General features: G+C 69.8%; 16 protein-coding genes and 1 pseudogene. 4 read left to right on the forward strand and 13 right to left on the reverse strand.

The annotated features are described in order from the left end of the window. Nucleotides 1–76: 76 nt before the first annotated feature. Nucleotides 77–1243, forward strand: a complete 1167-nt coding sequence (locus ACIRPU_RS43075) for an IS30 family transposase (RefSeq protein WP_403878309.1) — start codon at nucleotides 77–79, stop codon at nucleotides 1241–1243. Here the strand turns inward: ACIRPU_RS43075 and ACIRPU_RS43080 are convergent. Further along, nucleotides 1213–1581 carry a hypothetical protein gene (locus tag ACIRPU_RS43080; protein WP_403878312.1) on the reverse strand — a complete coding sequence of 123 codons (369 nt, stop codon included), beginning with the start codon at nucleotides 1579–1581 and terminating at the stop codon, nucleotides 1213–1215. The genes ACIRPU_RS43075 and ACIRPU_RS43080 overlap by 31 nt on opposite strands. Before the next feature lie 581 nt (nucleotides 1582–2162). Here ACIRPU_RS43080 and ACIRPU_RS43085 point away from each other — a divergent pair. Together ACIRPU_RS43085 and ACIRPU_RS43090 are read left to right on the forward strand one after the other, a co-directional pair. Then, nucleotides 2163–2783, forward strand: a complete 621-nt coding sequence (locus tag ACIRPU_RS43085) for a hypothetical protein (RefSeq protein WP_403878315.1) — start codon at nucleotides 2163–2165, stop codon at nucleotides 2781–2783. 91 nt (nucleotides 2784–2874) lie between these two features. Next, the gene (locus tag ACIRPU_RS43090; protein WP_403878318.1) at nucleotides 2875–3660 is read left to right on the forward strand and encodes an ATP/GTP-binding protein; all 786 of its coding nucleotides are present in this window, start codon (nucleotides 2875–2877) and stop codon (nucleotides 3658–3660) included. Between the two features lie 386 nt (nucleotides 3661–4046). Here ACIRPU_RS43090 and ACIRPU_RS43095 read toward each other — a convergent pair whose 3' ends face one another. Further along, the gene (locus ACIRPU_RS43095; RefSeq protein WP_403878395.1) at nucleotides 4047–4178 is read right to left on the reverse strand and encodes a hypothetical protein; all 132 of its coding nucleotides are present in this window, start codon (nucleotides 4176–4178) and stop codon (nucleotides 4047–4049) included. A 7-nt stretch (nucleotides 4179–4185) separates the two neighbouring features. On the opposite strand from ACIRPU_RS43095, the pseudogene ACIRPU_RS43100 reads away from it, so the two are divergent. Beyond that, nucleotides 4186–4423 (forward strand): annotated as a pseudogene (locus ACIRPU_RS43100) (cytochrome P450); the annotation flags it as partial. 18 nt (nucleotides 4424–4441) lie between these two features. Here the strand turns inward: ACIRPU_RS43100 and ACIRPU_RS43105 are convergent. The 11 genes from ACIRPU_RS43105 to ACIRPU_RS43155 form a co-directional block, all read right to left on the reverse strand. Beyond that, a complete protein-coding gene (locus tag ACIRPU_RS43105) occupies nucleotides 4442–5212 on the reverse strand; it encodes a 3-deoxy-manno-octulosonate cytidylyltransferase (protein ID WP_403878321.1) in 771 nt (256 codons plus the stop codon). Between the two features lie 29 nt (nucleotides 5213–5241). Continuing rightward, nucleotides 5242–5802, reverse strand: coding sequence for an NUDIX hydrolase (locus ACIRPU_RS43110; protein ID WP_403878324.1), 561 nt, complete (start codon nucleotides 5800–5802; stop codon nucleotides 5242–5244). Next, a complete protein-coding gene (locus ACIRPU_RS43115; RefSeq protein ID WP_403878327.1) occupies nucleotides 5799–6920 on the reverse strand; it encodes an adenosylhomocysteinase in 1122 nt (373 codons plus the stop codon). The genes ACIRPU_RS43110 and ACIRPU_RS43115 overlap by 4 nt, the downstream gene beginning before the upstream one ends. A gap of 31 nt (nucleotides 6921–6951) precedes the next feature. Then, entirely contained in the window at nucleotides 6952–7950 is a 999-nt protein-coding gene (locus tag ACIRPU_RS43120; RefSeq protein ID WP_403878330.1) for an NAD-dependent epimerase/dehydratase family protein, read from the reverse strand. A 35-nt stretch (nucleotides 7951–7985) separates the two neighbouring features. Continuing rightward, the gene (locus ACIRPU_RS43125) at nucleotides 7986–8822 is read right to left on the reverse strand and encodes an aminoglycoside phosphotransferase (protein WP_403878333.1); all 837 of its coding nucleotides are present in this window, start codon (nucleotides 8820–8822) and stop codon (nucleotides 7986–7988) included. Beyond that, nucleotides 8819–9475, reverse strand: coding sequence for a histidine phosphatase family protein (locus tag ACIRPU_RS43130; RefSeq protein WP_403878336.1), 657 nt, complete (start codon nucleotides 9473–9475; stop codon nucleotides 8819–8821). The genes ACIRPU_RS43125 and ACIRPU_RS43130 overlap by 4 nt, the downstream gene beginning before the upstream one ends. Before the next feature lie 8 nt (nucleotides 9476–9483). Continuing rightward, nucleotides 9484–10230, reverse strand: a complete 747-nt coding sequence (locus tag ACIRPU_RS43135) for a phosphotransferase (RefSeq protein WP_403878339.1) — start codon at nucleotides 10228–10230, stop codon at nucleotides 9484–9486. Continuing rightward, nucleotides 10227–11075: a class I SAM-dependent methyltransferase gene (locus tag ACIRPU_RS43140; protein WP_403878342.1), complete on the reverse strand. Its 849-nt coding sequence runs from the start codon at nucleotides 11073–11075 to the stop codon at nucleotides 10227–10229. The genes ACIRPU_RS43135 and ACIRPU_RS43140 overlap by 4 nt, the downstream gene beginning before the upstream one ends. A gap of 31 nt (nucleotides 11076–11106) precedes the next feature. Beyond that, nucleotides 11107–11616 (reverse strand): topology modulation protein, encoded by a 510-nt coding sequence (locus ACIRPU_RS43145; RefSeq protein WP_037876755.1) that lies wholly within the window; start codon nucleotides 11614–11616, stop codon nucleotides 11107–11109. A 96-nt stretch (nucleotides 11617–11712) separates the two neighbouring features. After that, complete coding sequence (locus ACIRPU_RS43150; RefSeq protein ID WP_403878346.1) at nucleotides 11713–12765, reverse strand: hypothetical protein; 1053 nt, start codon at nucleotides 12763–12765, stop codon at nucleotides 11713–11715. Further along, a complete protein-coding gene (locus tag ACIRPU_RS43155; RefSeq protein ID WP_403878349.1) occupies nucleotides 12762–14480 on the reverse strand; it encodes a carbamoyltransferase in 1719 nt (572 codons plus the stop codon). The genes ACIRPU_RS43150 and ACIRPU_RS43155 overlap by 4 nt, the downstream gene beginning before the upstream one ends.

Here is a 14480-nt window from a genome sequence, read left to right on the forward strand (position 1 = left end):
AACACAGCCCACTCGGCATCCGAAAGCTCATGACGACGCACCACGACAAACATGATGCCTCATTACCTGACCACCTTTGAAGACGATCTCTAGGGCCGTCGGCATCAGCACCCGCACCGGCGAACGATGGCGCAACGGACGAGGTGCCTCGGGTCGGATCAAGGCATATCCACCGCTCAATGCGGCACCTGTCGATGTATCGAGCGATCCCTCGCGCTATCTCCGCGAGGCCGACCGCGTCCACATAGCCGACCGGCTACTGGAGAAGGCCACCATCCGGGCGATCGCCGCCGAGCTGGGCCGAAGCCCATCGACGATCAGCCGCGAAGTCCGCCGCAACGGCACCATCCTGGCCGACGGCCGCTGGCACTACCGTCCCTATACCGCCCAGCGCCGCGCCGACGCCCGCCGGCCCCGCCCCAAGACCGGGAAGATCGGCCAGAACCCGGAGCTGCACGACTTCATCCAGTCGCACCTGAACCTGCGCTGGAGCCCCGAGCAGATCTGTCACGCTCTGCGCAGACGCTTCGACCAGCGGCCAGACATGCACGTGAGCCACGAGACCATCTACCAGGCCCTTTACGCCCAAGGCCGCACAGAACTCCGCCGCGAACTGACCCATACTCTGCGCACCGGACGTGTCAGACGGCTCCCTCGCCGCCTGGCCGACCGCCGGCGCTTCAGGGCAGTCAGGAACAAGGTCATGATCAGCCAACGGCCGCGCGAGGCAGCCGACCGGGTCGTCCCCGGGCACTGGGAAGGCGACCTGATCCTCGGCCGCAAGAAGCACTCCGCGATCGCCACCCTGGTCGAGCGCAGCACCCGTTACCTGATGCTGGTCCACCTGCCAGACGGCTACAACTCCGCAGCCGTGCGCGACGCCCTCATTGCCACGATCAACCCCCTGCCACCCAGTCTGAAGCGATCTCTGACCTGGGATCAAGGCACCGAGATGGCCGCTCACCGCGGCTTCAGCGCCGCCACCAGCGTCCCGGTCTACTTCTGCGACCCCGGCAGCCCGTGGCAGCGCGGCTCGAACGAGAACACCAACGGCCTGCTGCGGCAGTACTTCCCCAAGGGCACCGACCTTTCGGTCCACACTCGCGAGCACCTTGATGCGGTAGCGGCCGAGTTGAACAGCCGCCCTCGCAAGACGCTCGGTTGGGCAACGCCAGCTGATCGTCTGCAGGAGCTGACGGCTTCCTCGTCGTATTACTTGGGGTCTTCGCTCTCCCAGGGGTAGACGAAGAGGCCAGGCCGGGCGCCCCATGCGTCGAGCACCGTGATCAGTTCGGACTCGTCCGTGGCGTCAGCGGACCCGATGAGGACTGCTCCGATGTCGTAGTCGAAGCCGTCGATGCGATCGCAGTCGTACTCCCAGTGCTCAAGACGGAAGCTGCGTTCAGCGTCGCTGCGAACCCATCCCTCGCCCTGCGCTTGGGCGTCGGGATCGCTCCTCTTGGGACGGACGTCCACAAATGCCCGGCGGCCCGGCCTCGACGCTGTAACTTCCGCAACGAGCCTTCTACCGAGGCGGAGTGCGCTCAGTTTGTCCACGGGCCAGCTCGATCCGTCGTTCATAAGGCTTCATTCTGGCCTGGTCACTCAAGAGTTGAGTAGCGCGGCCAGTCGGTGACTTCTGGTAGTTGCTCAGCCGACGGCCACCAGAGAGCAACACCACCCTGCCGCCGCTACTTACACTGCTCGCACTTGATCAACTCACCGCGTGTTGCAACGATCCCTCGAATCCACCCCACAGGCCCGACCACCGCAGGTCACAGCGTTGCGCAGACCATTGCGCACAGCCAGGACACCGTACGCCGCCACCGCCGGTCCGACTGCGCAGGAGGACCTGCGCATCACCGCCGCCCCGTCCTGCGCAGTCGGCGGCGGGGCCGGTTGCGCAGTCATCGGTCCGGGGCCTCTCGCCGCGAGGCGGCTGCCCGTCACAAGCGGGCAGGCTCCCCGATCAACGCTGGGCCGCGCAGTGTCCTTGGCCCACCGGCCCCCGCTGCGCAGCACACCGCTCACACCAACCGCAGGCGCGGGCAACAACCGAGCCCACCGATCAACTCTGGAAGCTCCTTGGGGAGTTGGCAGGCATATGCGTAGCCTTGCGGTTGCACACGTGCACCACACCCGTGTCATGACGGAGAGGGAACGTGACCAGACAATCCATCAGCAGACCGTTAGTCATCGGAGCACTTCGCACCCGCACCCGTTTCACCGCCCTGACGGCCATCCTCTGCGCGAGCGCGGCCCTGGCCGGGTGCAGCAGCGGGGACGACAGCACTGCCGCGGAGTCCACCGCCCCCACCCTCACGGCGTCGGCCGCGCCCGTGTCGACGGCGCCGGCGGACCCGGAAGCCGCGGCGAAGAAGACCGCGCTCGAGGTCTACCAGAGTTACTGGGGCGAGATGCAGGCCTTCTACGCCGACCGTGACGGCACCTCGGCGGGTCTGAAGCAGTACGCCGCCTCCGAGGCGCTGTCCGTCGCGGAGAACGCCGCGGGGCGTGCGCACGCCCGGGGCAGGGTCTACATCGGCAAGGTGACCGTCTCGCAGTCGGCGGTCACCGGCACCGACCTGGACAGCAAGACGCCCAAGGTGATGCTGTCCAGCTGCCTGGACGTCTCCCAGTGGCAGCCCGTCGTCGCCGACACCCGCAAGCCCGTCGAGCTGCCCGCCAACCGGCTCACCAAATACCTGATCGCCACCACGCTGGAGAAGTGGCCACAGGGCTGGCGTGTGGTCCGTGACGAGCCCCAGGGCAAGAAGTGCTGACCCGCCCCCGCCGTACTGCGGCAGCCGTCGGTCTCGCCGTCCTGGCCGTCATCGGCACGGCGCCCACCGCCCTCGCGGGCTCGGCGGCGGTGTGGAGTGCGACGTCTTCATCTGCGAGGTGGAGGCCGACGCCCCCGGACAGGCCAGCAGCAGCACCGGCGGCCAGGGGGGCAGTGGACCGCAGGGCGGCAGCGCAAGCGGCACCAGCAGCAACCCCTGGACGTGCGTGTACGAGCTGCTCACACCGCAGCCCCCGGCCGGATCCCTGGACTGGGAAGGACACACGCCCGGCGACGGCGCCGTCTACGAGCAGACCTGCCACTACCTCGACAGCCTCAACACCATCGTCCGCAATCAGTGGCTCGCCGACCCGCCACCCGCAGCGGCCACCGTCGACCCGGCCGTCCTCGCCCAGCGGGCCGTCGACTCCATGCAGCTCGCCGGCCCCGACATCGCCAGCCCGCGAGCAGCGGGGAAGTATCTGGTCGGGATGCCGATGTGGATGTGGGTCCACCAGAGCCCCACCACGTACGGGCCGAACACGGCGAGCGCGTCGGCAGGCGCGGTGACGGTCACAGCCACCGCCAACGTCACGAAGATCGTGTGGACGATGGGCGACGGCGCTGTCGTGACGTGTACCGGGCCCGGCACGCAGTACACCGCGGCGGCCGGCAAGTCGGACTCCCCTACGTGCGGACACGCCTACACCCGGACCTCCGCCGACCAGGCCGGGGGCCGCTACCGGATCACCGCAACGTCGACCTGGACCATCGACTGGCAAGTCACCACCGGCGGCGGTGGACAGGCCGGCCAGCTCACCGAAACCCGGCAAACCCAGATCCAGGTCCCATTCGCAGAACTCCAGGTCCTCAACTGACAACCAGGCGCGGGGCGGTTCTTGACCAGACTGTCTCCGGGGGCCAGCGTCAGCCCTCGCGCAAGGTGTCCGTCGCCGGGCCGCGCGTCCCGGTCGGATCCCTTGGGAAACCCGGGTGCGCCGTCCCACCCGCATCCAGTTCGCAGCCGGGGAGGGCGTCGCCCTCCCCGGCATTCACTCGGTCCGGGAAGGGTGACGGACTCCCCGGACTCCCCGGACCGCTCGGACAGGGCCGGCCCTGAGCTGCTGCCCGACATCCAAGCACGTCCCTCGGCAGGGTTCGGGGACACAGGACTCCGGCCCTTTTCGGGTCGGTACGACAGGGTTGCGCCGCTGACGCGGCCACCCCAGCCTCGCCGTGCACGTACCACGCCGCACCGTCCTCGCTAACCGGTCAGGCGGCAACTCTGCCACCTGCGCCCGTCACGGACCAGCGCCCCGCGCTCCTCCAGGTTCGCCCGGTGATAGACCACCGACGCAGGGCTGCGCAGCCCGAGCTCCCGCGCCAGCTCCCGCACCGACAACGAGCGGTCCCCGTCGCCGGACCTGCTCGACTTGGACCGAGATGCCGGCGCTCATCTCAGCTTCGGCCATGGCATCCATCGCTGTGTCGGCGCTCCCCTAGCCAAGGCCGAGGCGGAGATCGCCCTCCGAGCGGTACTGACTCGGTTTCCCGGAATCCGGCTGGCCGCGCCATGATCAACTGGACTGGCGGCGCACCCGTCTCGTTCGCGGACTGGCATCGCTTCCTGTTCTGGAATAGCTGGTCGGTGAGTAGAAGTCATGCTTGCGCGTACTGGGCGAGCATGATGCTGGCTCGCGCGAGATCCCCTGGAGTGTCCACCGCGACGCCGTCGTCCGTGACAGGCACCATCCGTACAGCGTGGCCGTGCTCGACGAAGCGCAACAACTCCACTCCCTCGGCGCGCTCCAAGGGCCCCTGCCGAAGTTGCCGGAAGCGCTGAAGAGATTGGCCAGTGAACCCGTAGAGGCCCAGCTGACGGGCGTACTTCGGCCGCTCCCCCTTCGGATAGGGAATGGGATGGCGCGAGAACATCAGGGCGTCGCCCTGGGCGGCGACAACGACCTTGACGACGTTGTTGTCCAGGGCAGCGGCGATGTCGACCAGTTCGGTGTACGCGTTCACGGCGAGCGTGCCCGGAGGCAGGTGCTCCAGAGCTTCCGAGATGGCGTCGATCGCACCGGGTGCGATGAACGGCTCGTCGCCCTGGACGTTGATGTACCCGTCGGCCGGCAGGCGTTCGGCGACCTCCGCGACGCGGTCGGTGCCGGTGAGGTGCTCCCCGGTACGGATGCAGTCGATGCCGAGTTCGCGGCACGCCGCTTCGATGCGTTCGTCGTCCGTCGCGACGATGGCTCCATCGAGGCGTTTGGCCTCCAGGCAGCGCTGGTGGACGTGCCAGAGCAGCGGCTTGCCGCCGAGTAGGGCCAGTGGTTTGCCGGGGAAGCGAGAAGCACCCCAGCGGCAGGGTACGACGGCGATGTGTCGGCGCGGTTCGGCGTCGGTTGGTTGGGTTGTGGTGGCGGCCACGGTGTCCTCCTGGTGGTCGGGCGGGGGATTCAGGTGAGCTGGGCGAGCTTGGCGCGGACGGTGGGTGAGGCGGCGGTCGCGAACGACCGCCACTGGTAGCCGTCGACCTCCTCCTCCTGCAGCGTCACTGCGTGTTTGGCTCGGAGGTGGAAGGCCCAGCGGAAGTCCAGGTGGTGGTGGGCCGGCTCGTTCTTCGACGGGTTCACGTCGATCGCGTGCACGTCGATGTCGAGGGGGATGTCCTCGTGGCTGGCGAGGGGGACGACGGCGCTGGGCGGGATGCCGGCCTCTTCGTGCAGTTCGCGTAGGGCGGCGTCGCGCAGGAGCTGGTCGGACGGTTCGTTGTGCCCGCCGGGCGCCAGAAGTTTTCCGGACGCCTTGTGCAGGATGTGGAGCACGTGCCGTTCACCGTTGATGAGGACGGCGCTGCAGGTCACGTGGGCGGGGAAGGTCTTCCGGCTGGTGGGATCGTCCGAGCCCGCGAGCACGGCGAACAGCATCGTCAGGGAGGCGCGCTCGTCCGGGTGGCGGGCGAGGTACGCCTCCGTGACCGCGCGGACGTGTTCGGTGGAGAGTGGCAACGAGGTCACCTTTCGAAGTGGCGAAGCCAGGTTCTGGCGATGGTGTCGCGGTCGGCCGCCGGCATCTCGTGCAGTCCGGGCTGGAGTCGCGCGTGGCTGAGTGCGGCGGTGGCGGCGAGTATCTCGGCTTGGACGAGGTGGATGTAGGTGCCGACGGCGGCGCCGTGCACGAAGTTGACGGCACCGCCGTCGGCGAGAACGTAGAAGTAGTGGCCGGTGACCTCGTACCGGGTCAACTGGGGTCCGACGAGTTGGCGTTCGTAGAGGTCGTCGAGGCTGCCGAGTTCGAGTTCGTCCTCTGAGGACGTCGCCGATCCGAGGTACGCGCCGTTGCGCAGGGAAGCGAAATCCTCGTGCCGGAGGGCGAGATTGCCGGTGGCGCACAGCACGAGTTCCGCGTCGTGGACGGCCTCAGTGGTGGACGTGCTGGTGCGGAAGCCAAGGGCGTGCGCCTGTACCCGCTTGACCGCGTCGTTGTCGTACACGGTGACGCGCAAATCCTGGGCGCGCAGGGTCTGCGCAATGGAGCGGCCGATCTTGCCGAAGCCGATGACGCAGGCGCTGCGGCTCGTGAGGATATCCCCGCGGGCGCGGACGAGGGCGTCGGTGGAGAACACGATGGACCGGCCGACAAGGTGGTCCTCGCAGGCCTTGAGCGGGGAGCGGGCCACGGACACAACCGGGCACGGCAGCGAGCCGAGGGCCGCGTACCGCTGGTGTCCGTTCTCGGTGTCCTCGACGACGCCGAGTATGCGGCCGGAGAACTTCTCCATGAGGGTGTCGAGGCTGGCCGCGAAGTACCCGCCGATGTCGACCAGGACGACGTCCTGGCCGCCGGCCGTGTCCTCCAGGTAGTGCAGGGCCTGGGTCTCGTCGGTGAACCGCCCCCTGCTCAGGTCGTGGACCGGCAGGGTGCGGCGGACGGTGTCGAGGGTCGGCTGGTGGATCGACCGGGGCTTGGGGAGGACGGCGCCGATCGTGGACACCGCGGCCATGGCGCGCAAGAACGCGGGGCGTTCCGGGAGCAGGTGCGTGATGACCAGCGTCGTGATCGCCTGCCCGGCGGGGAACTGCGCGGTAATCCTCCGGAAGAAGGCGTCCAGCCGTGCCCGCTCGGGGGTTTCCATGAGCACTCCTCTCATGATCCGACGGGGTCGCCTATGCGGCACGGCTGTAGTCCGGCACCGGGGCGGCCAGCGCCTGCATGTGGGCGCGCAGTCCGCTGTGGAGGTCGACGCGCGGCTGCCATCCGAGGACCTCTCCGGCGCGGCCCGGGTCGGCACGCGTGAGGATCACGTCCCCGTTGCGCACGTGGTCCTGGTGGAGCTGGATCTCGCGGCCGGTGAGGCTGTTGGCGATGTTGATCACGTCCAGCAGGGAGGCGTTCGAGCCGCCGCCGACGTTGATGGCGCCGTGTGCGTTCGGGACGACGCCGGCGGCGATCGTGGCGGTGACCACGTCGTCGATGTAGGTGAAGTCGCGGCGCTGGTGACCGTCTCCGTACAAGCGCAGGGGTTGTCCGGTCAGGGCGGCATACAGGGCACGGTGGGTGAACATGTCGGCACGCTGGCGGGGGCCGTAGACGGTGAAGTACCGCAGGGCGACGACGCTGGGGCCGATGGGGCGCTCGGCGTAGGCGAGGCAGAGCTGCTCCTCGGCCAGCTTGGTCACGGCGTACGGGGAGGCGGGGTTGGGGCGGTCGGTCTCGCTGCTCGCGTCGCCATCGGTCGGTCCGTAGACGCTGGACGAGGAGGCGACGACCAGTCGAGGAACGCCGATCCGGGTGGAGGCTTCGAGGACGCGGTGGGTGGCCAGCACGTTGGACGCGAGGTAGTCGCCGAACTGCGGTCCCCAGGAGGGCCGTACCCCGGGGATGCCTGCGAGGTGGAAGACGGCGTCGGCGTCGATCAGGAGCGGTTCGATCGCGCAGTGGAGGAGGTCGGCCGTGACGTGGTGGTATCCCTGGCGGCCCCGCAGCGCGGCGAGGTTGGCGGCGGCCGTCGGGTCGGAGGACGGGTCTCGGCGGTCCACGCCGATCACGGTGGTGCCGGCCTGAACGAGGGCGTGGGCGAGGTGGGAGCCGATGAATCCGGCGGAGCCGGTAACCACGGCCCGTCGGGGGGAAGCGTTGGTCGGGGGCTGCTCGTGCTGTGGCACGGGGATCTCCAGAGGGGTGTCGTCTAAGGGGCTGGTCAGGTGAGCCGGGACAGGACCGTTCTGCCGTGTGCGCTGAGGGCGGTGTCGTTCTCCTGGTGGCCCTTGACCAGGGCTGTGGCCGCCTCGATGGCGCCGAAAGACTCCAGGAGGCGGCGTTCGGTGTCGTTGAGCGAGCGTCCGTAGCCGTCGAAGAACGCGGTGCGCAGGTGGGGTGCGGCCTGCCAGCGTCGGAATTCGAGCCGGGCGAAGTCGCGGACCCGGGCGTCGCGTCGCATGTGCTCGAAGTCGTAGATGCCGAAGGTGTCGCCGAGCAGCCAGTTGCGCGGCTGGTAGTCGAGGTGGCAGATCGCGCTGTCCATGTGGCTGGCGCCCAGGGTCACCGCGTGGTGCTTCAGCAGGTTCTCCTCGGCCGCGTCGAGCAGGTCGGCGTGGACGGCCCGGCCGATCCACCCCTGGAACCGCTCGGCGAGCGAAGCGCCGACGGCACCGCCCTGGGGCATGGCCGTGGCCCGGTGCAGCTTGCCCAGCACGTGCCCGGCCTCGTGGTGGGCCAGCTCCTCCTCGGGTGAGCCCGGAGCGAAGGTGTCCGCGCGGTCGCCCGCGAGCGCGGTGAGCAGCAGGGTGCGGGTGCCATCGTCCCGGCCGACCAACTCCGGCGCGTGGCCGCTCAGATGGGTGACCCACGCCCGGTAGGCGTGGAGTTCTCCGGCGTACCGGTCTCGCTCCGCGTGCTGCTTCGCGATGAACTGACGCCCGTCGCCGGCCACCAGGCGTACGACGCGGGACGGGGGCGCGGGGTCCGCTGCGATGTCGACTGCGCCGAGGAGGAGGTGCGCCAGTTGTATTCGAGGGTCGCGCGAGGTCGCGATCACGGGGTCGGCTCCGGCGTGAGGAGACTGAGGTGCTCGGTGTCGTTGTGCCGGTCGAGCATCCAGCGGTTCTGGCCCAGGCGGTTGCGGTGGTGCTGCCAGCGGGTGATGGAGGCGTGGTTGTGGGTGAATCCGGCGTGCGAGCCGATCGGGATGCCTAGCAGCAGGGTGTGCGCGGTGATCACCGTCTCCCCGTGGGCCGCGAAGATGACGCGCTTGCCCCGGTTCTCCTCGATGAGCTGGCTCAGGTTCCGGCTGGCGCGCTCCAGGAACCCGTTCCAGGTGTCGGAGCCGTTGGCCCAGGGTGTGTCGGGGTGGGCGTGCGGCCCGCCGTCGGCGGCCGTCTTCACCGCGTCCCAGGGCCGGCCGTCGGCGTCGCCGTGGACCGGGCCGTCGAGTCGGTCGTCGTGGTGCACGGGGATCTGGAGCGTCTGGGCGATGATCTCGCCGGTCTGGACGAGACGGATCCGCGGGCCGGTGTAGATGACGTCGAAGGGCTTCTTCAGGTGCTCGGTGGCCAGGCGGCGTGCGGCCTGTTCGGCCTGGGCATATCCGAGGTTGGTCAGGCCGGTGCAGGTGCGCGGGCCTCCGACGAGGCCGTCGGCGTTGCACTGGGCCTGGCCGTGCCGGACGAAGACGAGTTCGGTGGTGATCATGAGGCTCCTCAGTGGCTGAAACGGAGGGGCAGGCTGTAGCGGTAGCCGTTGCGACCGACGTACGGGGCGGTGAGCACGGCGTGCAGGGGCAGAGAGCTGTCGAGCTGGTTTCGGTCCGTCGTACCCAGCCGGGCGTCGTGTCGTAGAGCTGCCGCGTTGTACGCGAGCAGGGCGGTGGTGACGGCTTGGTCCGGGAGCGGCCCGTAGGTCAGGTGGAGCGTCGCGATGAGCTTGGCGAGGTCGTAGCCCATCGGGGCCAGGGACAGGTCGTCGGTGTCGACGGCGACGATGTCCCTGCTGGTGACGATGAAGTTCCGGGGGTTGCTGTCCTTGTAGAAGGCGCAGGGCCCTTGGGCCGTCGTTTCCAGCAGGCCGAACATCGCGTGCAGCGCGGTCTTGTTCGGCAGGTAGCCCTGTTCGTGGCGTCGCCGCAGGGCGCGCTTCCGGGGGCCGAGGTAGTCGTCGAACCTGGTCCCGTCCCGGAAGTGGTGCGGGGTGTCCAGCGACACGGACCGCAGGTCGCTGGCCCAGGCGGCACCGTGGGCGTGGCCCAGCAGTGCCGCGACGCGCGGGAGGTCGTCCGGGCGTACCGAGCGACCTTCGATCCGTTCGAACGTCAGGCTGTTCGCTCGGACGGTGAGGAGCGCCGGCTGCCGCAGTGGCTTGGCGTGCTCGGTGAGCCACTGGTAGTGGCGCACCGCCCCCGCCGCACGCTCCGGTTCCGCGTAGGGCTTGGTGAAGGGCGCGAGGGTCATGCCGGCCGCCCATCGTTCGGCTGGGCGACGACGAAGGTGATCCGGGACCGGGTAGTCAGCGGCTGGTCGGGAAGGAACTCGTGCAGGGTCGCCGCCAGGGCCCCGGGGTTGCCGTACAAGCCGGGCGGCAGGTCGTACTTGGGGTTGGTGGCCAGGTACTGCGCCGAGTGGTCGTGGCCGTCGAAGGTGAAGATGTGCTCCTCGTCCAGGACGGCGATCACGTCGAGCGAGGAGGCGGCAATGTCGGCCAGGTTGTCGCTGTGGGCTGCGGTGTAAAGGCTCTCGTGCTGGGCGGCACGCGGATCGAGACCGGCGCAGGCGACCAGCTGGTCCATCTCCCGGTAGCTGTCGAGGCCCTTGGTGACGAGCACGGCCACACCACCGGGGGCGAGGACCCTGGCGATCTGTCCGACGACGTCCTGGGGGCGCGGCGAGTGGTACAGGCAGAACGCGGCGACGACGACATCGCTCGACCTGTCGGGCAGAGGGAGGTCGTGGAAGTCGCCTTCGACGAACTCCGCCGTGCTGTCGGGCAGGTCCTTGGCGCGCTCGCGCGCCTGGGCGAGCAGGGAGGGGGCGGCGTCCAGGCCAACGACGCGCTCGGGCCGGAGCTGCTCGGCGAGGATGAGGCTGCTCGTGCCGCGACCGCATCCGATGTCGAGCACCACGCCGAGCCGGTCCGGCTGGGCGTGATGGGTCTGCACCAGGCTGACGATGGTCTCGGGCACCGGGTGACCAGCGGTCTTGGCGCGCATCAGGGCGCTGGTCCGCCCGGCCAGCCGCGAGGCGTGTCCGTACAGCTCCGGCTGCCGGACGGGGTCCAGGAACGGGTTGGGCTCGTTCATGCCGCACCCCCTGACCGGGGGCACGGGCCGGTCAGGACTGCTCGGCGGCGACCTTCCGCAGCCAGCGGCGCGTCTGACGCCGGTTGGCCAGCAGCACCACATCGGCGCCGGAGCCGAACTCCTCGATCTTCGCCATCACGCGGGGCCGCATCTTGCGCCGGTACGTGGCGACGTACTTGATCACGCCCCAGTGGATCCGGTTGTGCACCCCGTTGCCCTTGTGCCCCGCGCCATGCCGGATCTGCCGGGAGAAGATCCCGTACAGCGCCGCCACGGTCGACACGTCCATCAGGACCACCGTGTCGCAGGCTTCGAGCCGTACCTGCAGCGTCGAGTTGTAGTTGCCGTCGATCACCCACCGCGGCTGCGCGACCAGCTCGCGCTGGACGTCGGTGAACTTGTCCATGGGCAACGCGTTCCACTCGTCGTCGTAGAACGCGGCGTCCAGGTGCGTCACCGGGGCGTCGAGGATCCTGCCCAGTTCGCGGGCCACGTGGGATTTGCCGCTGCCTCCGCAGCCGACGATGGCGACCTTCTTCATGGTGCTCCAGCGTAGAGAGGTTCGGGTGTCCGGCGGACCCATCCTCCGGGACGCGCCCGGAGGATCCGCGCGCCGTGGTCGATCGAGCGGTCTGCATCAGACAGCTCCCCGCTCGGTCGCGGTGGCCTGGAGGAGGCCGTGCAGGACGGACTCCAGGGTGTTGACCTGCTTGCACAGGCCGAACAGGCGCAGCCGGTCCACACATGCGGCGATCAGGGCGGCGTGCTGCTCGGTGCCGGCGATCTCGCGCAGGTAGGAGAGGCGTTCGAGCACGTCGTCGCCGGAGCGCACGACCAGCTCCTTCGGGACGAACCGGTCGGCGAAGCGGATGTCCGCCGGGGCCAGCGGCAGGCAGCCGGCCAGCACAGCCTCGAAGATGCGCTGGGTCATCTGCCCGACGGCGGCGTACCGCTCGGGCAGCATGAGCACCGTGGCCAGGGACCGGCCGTAGACGCCGACGGCGTCCTCGAACGGGATCCGGCCCGCGAAGCGGACGTGCGGCCAGCGGCCGGTCTTCGTCCACTTGCCGGCGACCAGGTGCTCGACGCGGGCGGCTGCCGGGGCGAAGAAGCGGTCGAAGGGCTCGTCGCGGTCGTACTGGTTGCCCACGTAGCCGAGCGCGAGATCCCGAGGCCGCGCCGCGAGGGTGAGGGGATCGGTCTGGGCGAGGAGGTCCTCGGCGACGGGAAAGAGCAGCGAGTGCGCGCCGGGGGTCGGGGTGAGCGCGGCCTCGCAGACGCGGGTGTGGGCCGTGCGGCGCCACACGCTCTCGGCGCGCAGGGTGCGGTCCTTGTCCCAGATGACGGTGGGCGTCCGGTGCCGGGCCGTGTAGTGGTTGATGAGCTGGGCCTGCCGGTGGAGGTCGCAGGTGTGCCCCTCGCTGCCGCACACGGTGGTGTTGCGGCCAGGGATGGCCCAGCGCCACTCCAGGAATTGGGCGTCGATGCCGGGCAGGCCGTCGTTGAAGGTATACGCGCCGCCGAGGTCGTCACCGGCTTCGAGGCGGTCGCGGTCGGGCTGGAGGAAGACGATCTCGTGACCGCGGGCAAGGAGGGCGTCGATGAAGGGGCGGCGGTGGCTGCGGCCTCCGTCGGGGGTGTCGGTGACGCCGTTGCCGAGAAAGCCCCAGAAGCTGTACCCGATCTTCATTTGGTGATCCACCGCCCTTCGAGGAGCAGGGCGTCGAGGCCGGAGCTGGCCAGGCAGTCCAGGGCCATCTCGGGCGTCCCGCAGATCGGCTTGCCCTTGACGTTGAGGGAGGTGTTGATCAGCACGGGAATGCCGGTCCGGCGGCCGAAGGCGGTCAGCACCGCGTGCATGAACGGGTTCTGCAACCGGGTGACGGTCTGCAGGCGGGAGGTGCCGTTGGCGTGCACGATGGCCGGCACCCGCTCGCGCGTCAGGTCTGTCACCCCGGAGGCCATCGACATGTACGGCGCCGGCTGGCCGAGGGTGAAGAACTCGGCGGCGCGCTCGGCGGGGACCATAGGGGCGAAGGGCCGGAACGGCTCGCGGAACTTCACGGTGGCGTTCAGCCGCTCGACGACGCCGGGCTCCAGCGGGGAGGCGAGGATCGAGCGGTTGCCCAGAGCGCGCGGCCCGGCTTCGACCCCTCCCTGGAAGAGTCCGGCGATCACGCCGTGTGCGAGCTGGTCGGCGAGGAACTCGGCGGTCTCGATGCCGAGGGTCTTCTGGTGGAGGCCGGGCCAGGGAGTCAGGTCGAGGGGCTGGTTCTCGTAGGAGGGGCCGAGGTAACAGCGGCGGGCGATGCCGGCGACCGGGCGAGGCGTACGCGCGTCGACGTGCACGGCGAGGGCGGCCCCGATCGCGGTTCCGGCGTCCCCCGGTGCCGGCGGGACGAACACCTCGTCGAAGATGCCAGCCTCGATGATCTTCCCGATGCTCACGCAGTTCGTGGCGACGCCGCCACCCACGCACAGGCGCCGGGAGCCGGTGAGCACACGGGCGCGGCGGGCGAGGTGGACCATCACCTGCTCGGTCCGCTCCTGGAGGGCAGCCGCCAGGTCTCGGTGGACGTCGGTGAGCGGTTCGCTCGGGTGCCGCTCGGGGCAGGTCTCGGCGACGAACCGCCGGGATGTCCTCGGGTATCCCGAGGTGAGGGTGCGCGTCGGGAAGTAGCCAGGGTGGATGCGGAAGCCCGTGGCCGTCGTGCGGACGGCCGTGGTGAACAGGTGGCGGAACCGGGCGGGGTCACCGAGGGCGGCCAGCGCCATGACGGTGCCCTCCTCGTCGCCCCGCCGCCAGCCCAGGTGCTCGGTGACGGCGCCGTACACGTACCCGAGGGAGTCCGGGTCGTTGATCGCTTCCAGGGTCTGGACGCGAGGGCGCTGAACGCCGTGGCCGTGGGCGATGGTGGTGGTCTGCCGCTCACCGAGGCTGTCGACCACGAGTACGGCGGCTTCCTCCCAGCCGGAGGAGACGAAGGCCGTGAGCTGGTGGGCGCGGTGGTGCAGGACCGGTGTGACGCGGGCCGAAGGGAACTGGCTGCCGAGGACGCGCAGCCGCCGCCGGGTCCGCAGGGCGACCTTGGCGAACCCGTGGGCGCGGGCCAGGCTCCGGTCGCGTGTCATCGGCGAGAACGCCATGCGCAGGGCGGCGGGCGACTCGGCGAGGTAGCGGGCGGGCTGGAAGTTGTAGGCGACGGCGTCCACGTCGGTGGCGCTCAGCTTGGCCTGGTCGAGGAGCCAGCCCATGGCGCGGGCCGGGTAGAGCTTGGTGTGCTTCTGCTCGGAGAGGCGTTCCTCCTCGACGAAGCCAACGAGTTCACCGTCCACGAGAAGGGCGGCCGAGGAATCGTGCGTGTACGAGCACAGGCCGAGGATCACGGAGGGGGTGCGCTTCAT

Source organism: Streptomyces sp. NPDC102259 (assembly GCF_044766465.1).
Classification (GTDB): domain Bacteria; phylum Actinomycetota; class Actinomycetes; order Streptomycetales; family Streptomycetaceae; genus Streptomyces.

Bases quoted from the DNA above. Each gene is read 5' to 3' on its own strand.
- ACIRPU_RS43080 (WP_403878312.1), bottom strand. From the start codon at position 1,581: ATGAACGACGGATCGAGCTGGCCCGTGGACAAACTGAGCGCACTCCGC.
- ACIRPU_RS43115 (WP_403878327.1), bottom strand. From the start codon at position 6,920: ATGGAAACCCCCGAGCGGGCACGGCTGGACGCCTTCTTCCGGAGGATT.
- ACIRPU_RS43130 (WP_403878336.1), bottom strand. From the start codon at position 9,475: ATGATCACCACCGAACTCGTCTTCGTCCGGCACGGCCAGGCCCAGTGC.
- ACIRPU_RS43135 (WP_403878339.1), bottom strand. From the start codon at position 10,230: ATGACCCTCGCGCCCTTCACCAAGCCCTACGCGGAACCGGAGCGTGCG.
- ACIRPU_RS43140 (WP_403878342.1), bottom strand. From the start codon at position 11,075: ATGAACGAGCCCAACCCGTTCCTGGACCCCGTCCGGCAGCCGGAGCTG.
- ACIRPU_RS43145 (WP_037876755.1), bottom strand. From the start codon at position 11,616: ATGAAGAAGGTCGCCATCGTCGGCTGCGGAGGCAGCGGCAAATCCCAC.
- ACIRPU_RS43150 (WP_403878346.1), bottom strand. From the start codon at position 12,765: ATGAAGATCGGGTACAGCTTCTGGGGCTTTCTCGGCAACGGCGTCACC.
- ACIRPU_RS43155 (WP_403878349.1), bottom strand. From the start codon at position 14,480: ATGAAGCGCACCCCCTCCGTGATCCTCGGCCTGTGCTCGTACACGCAC.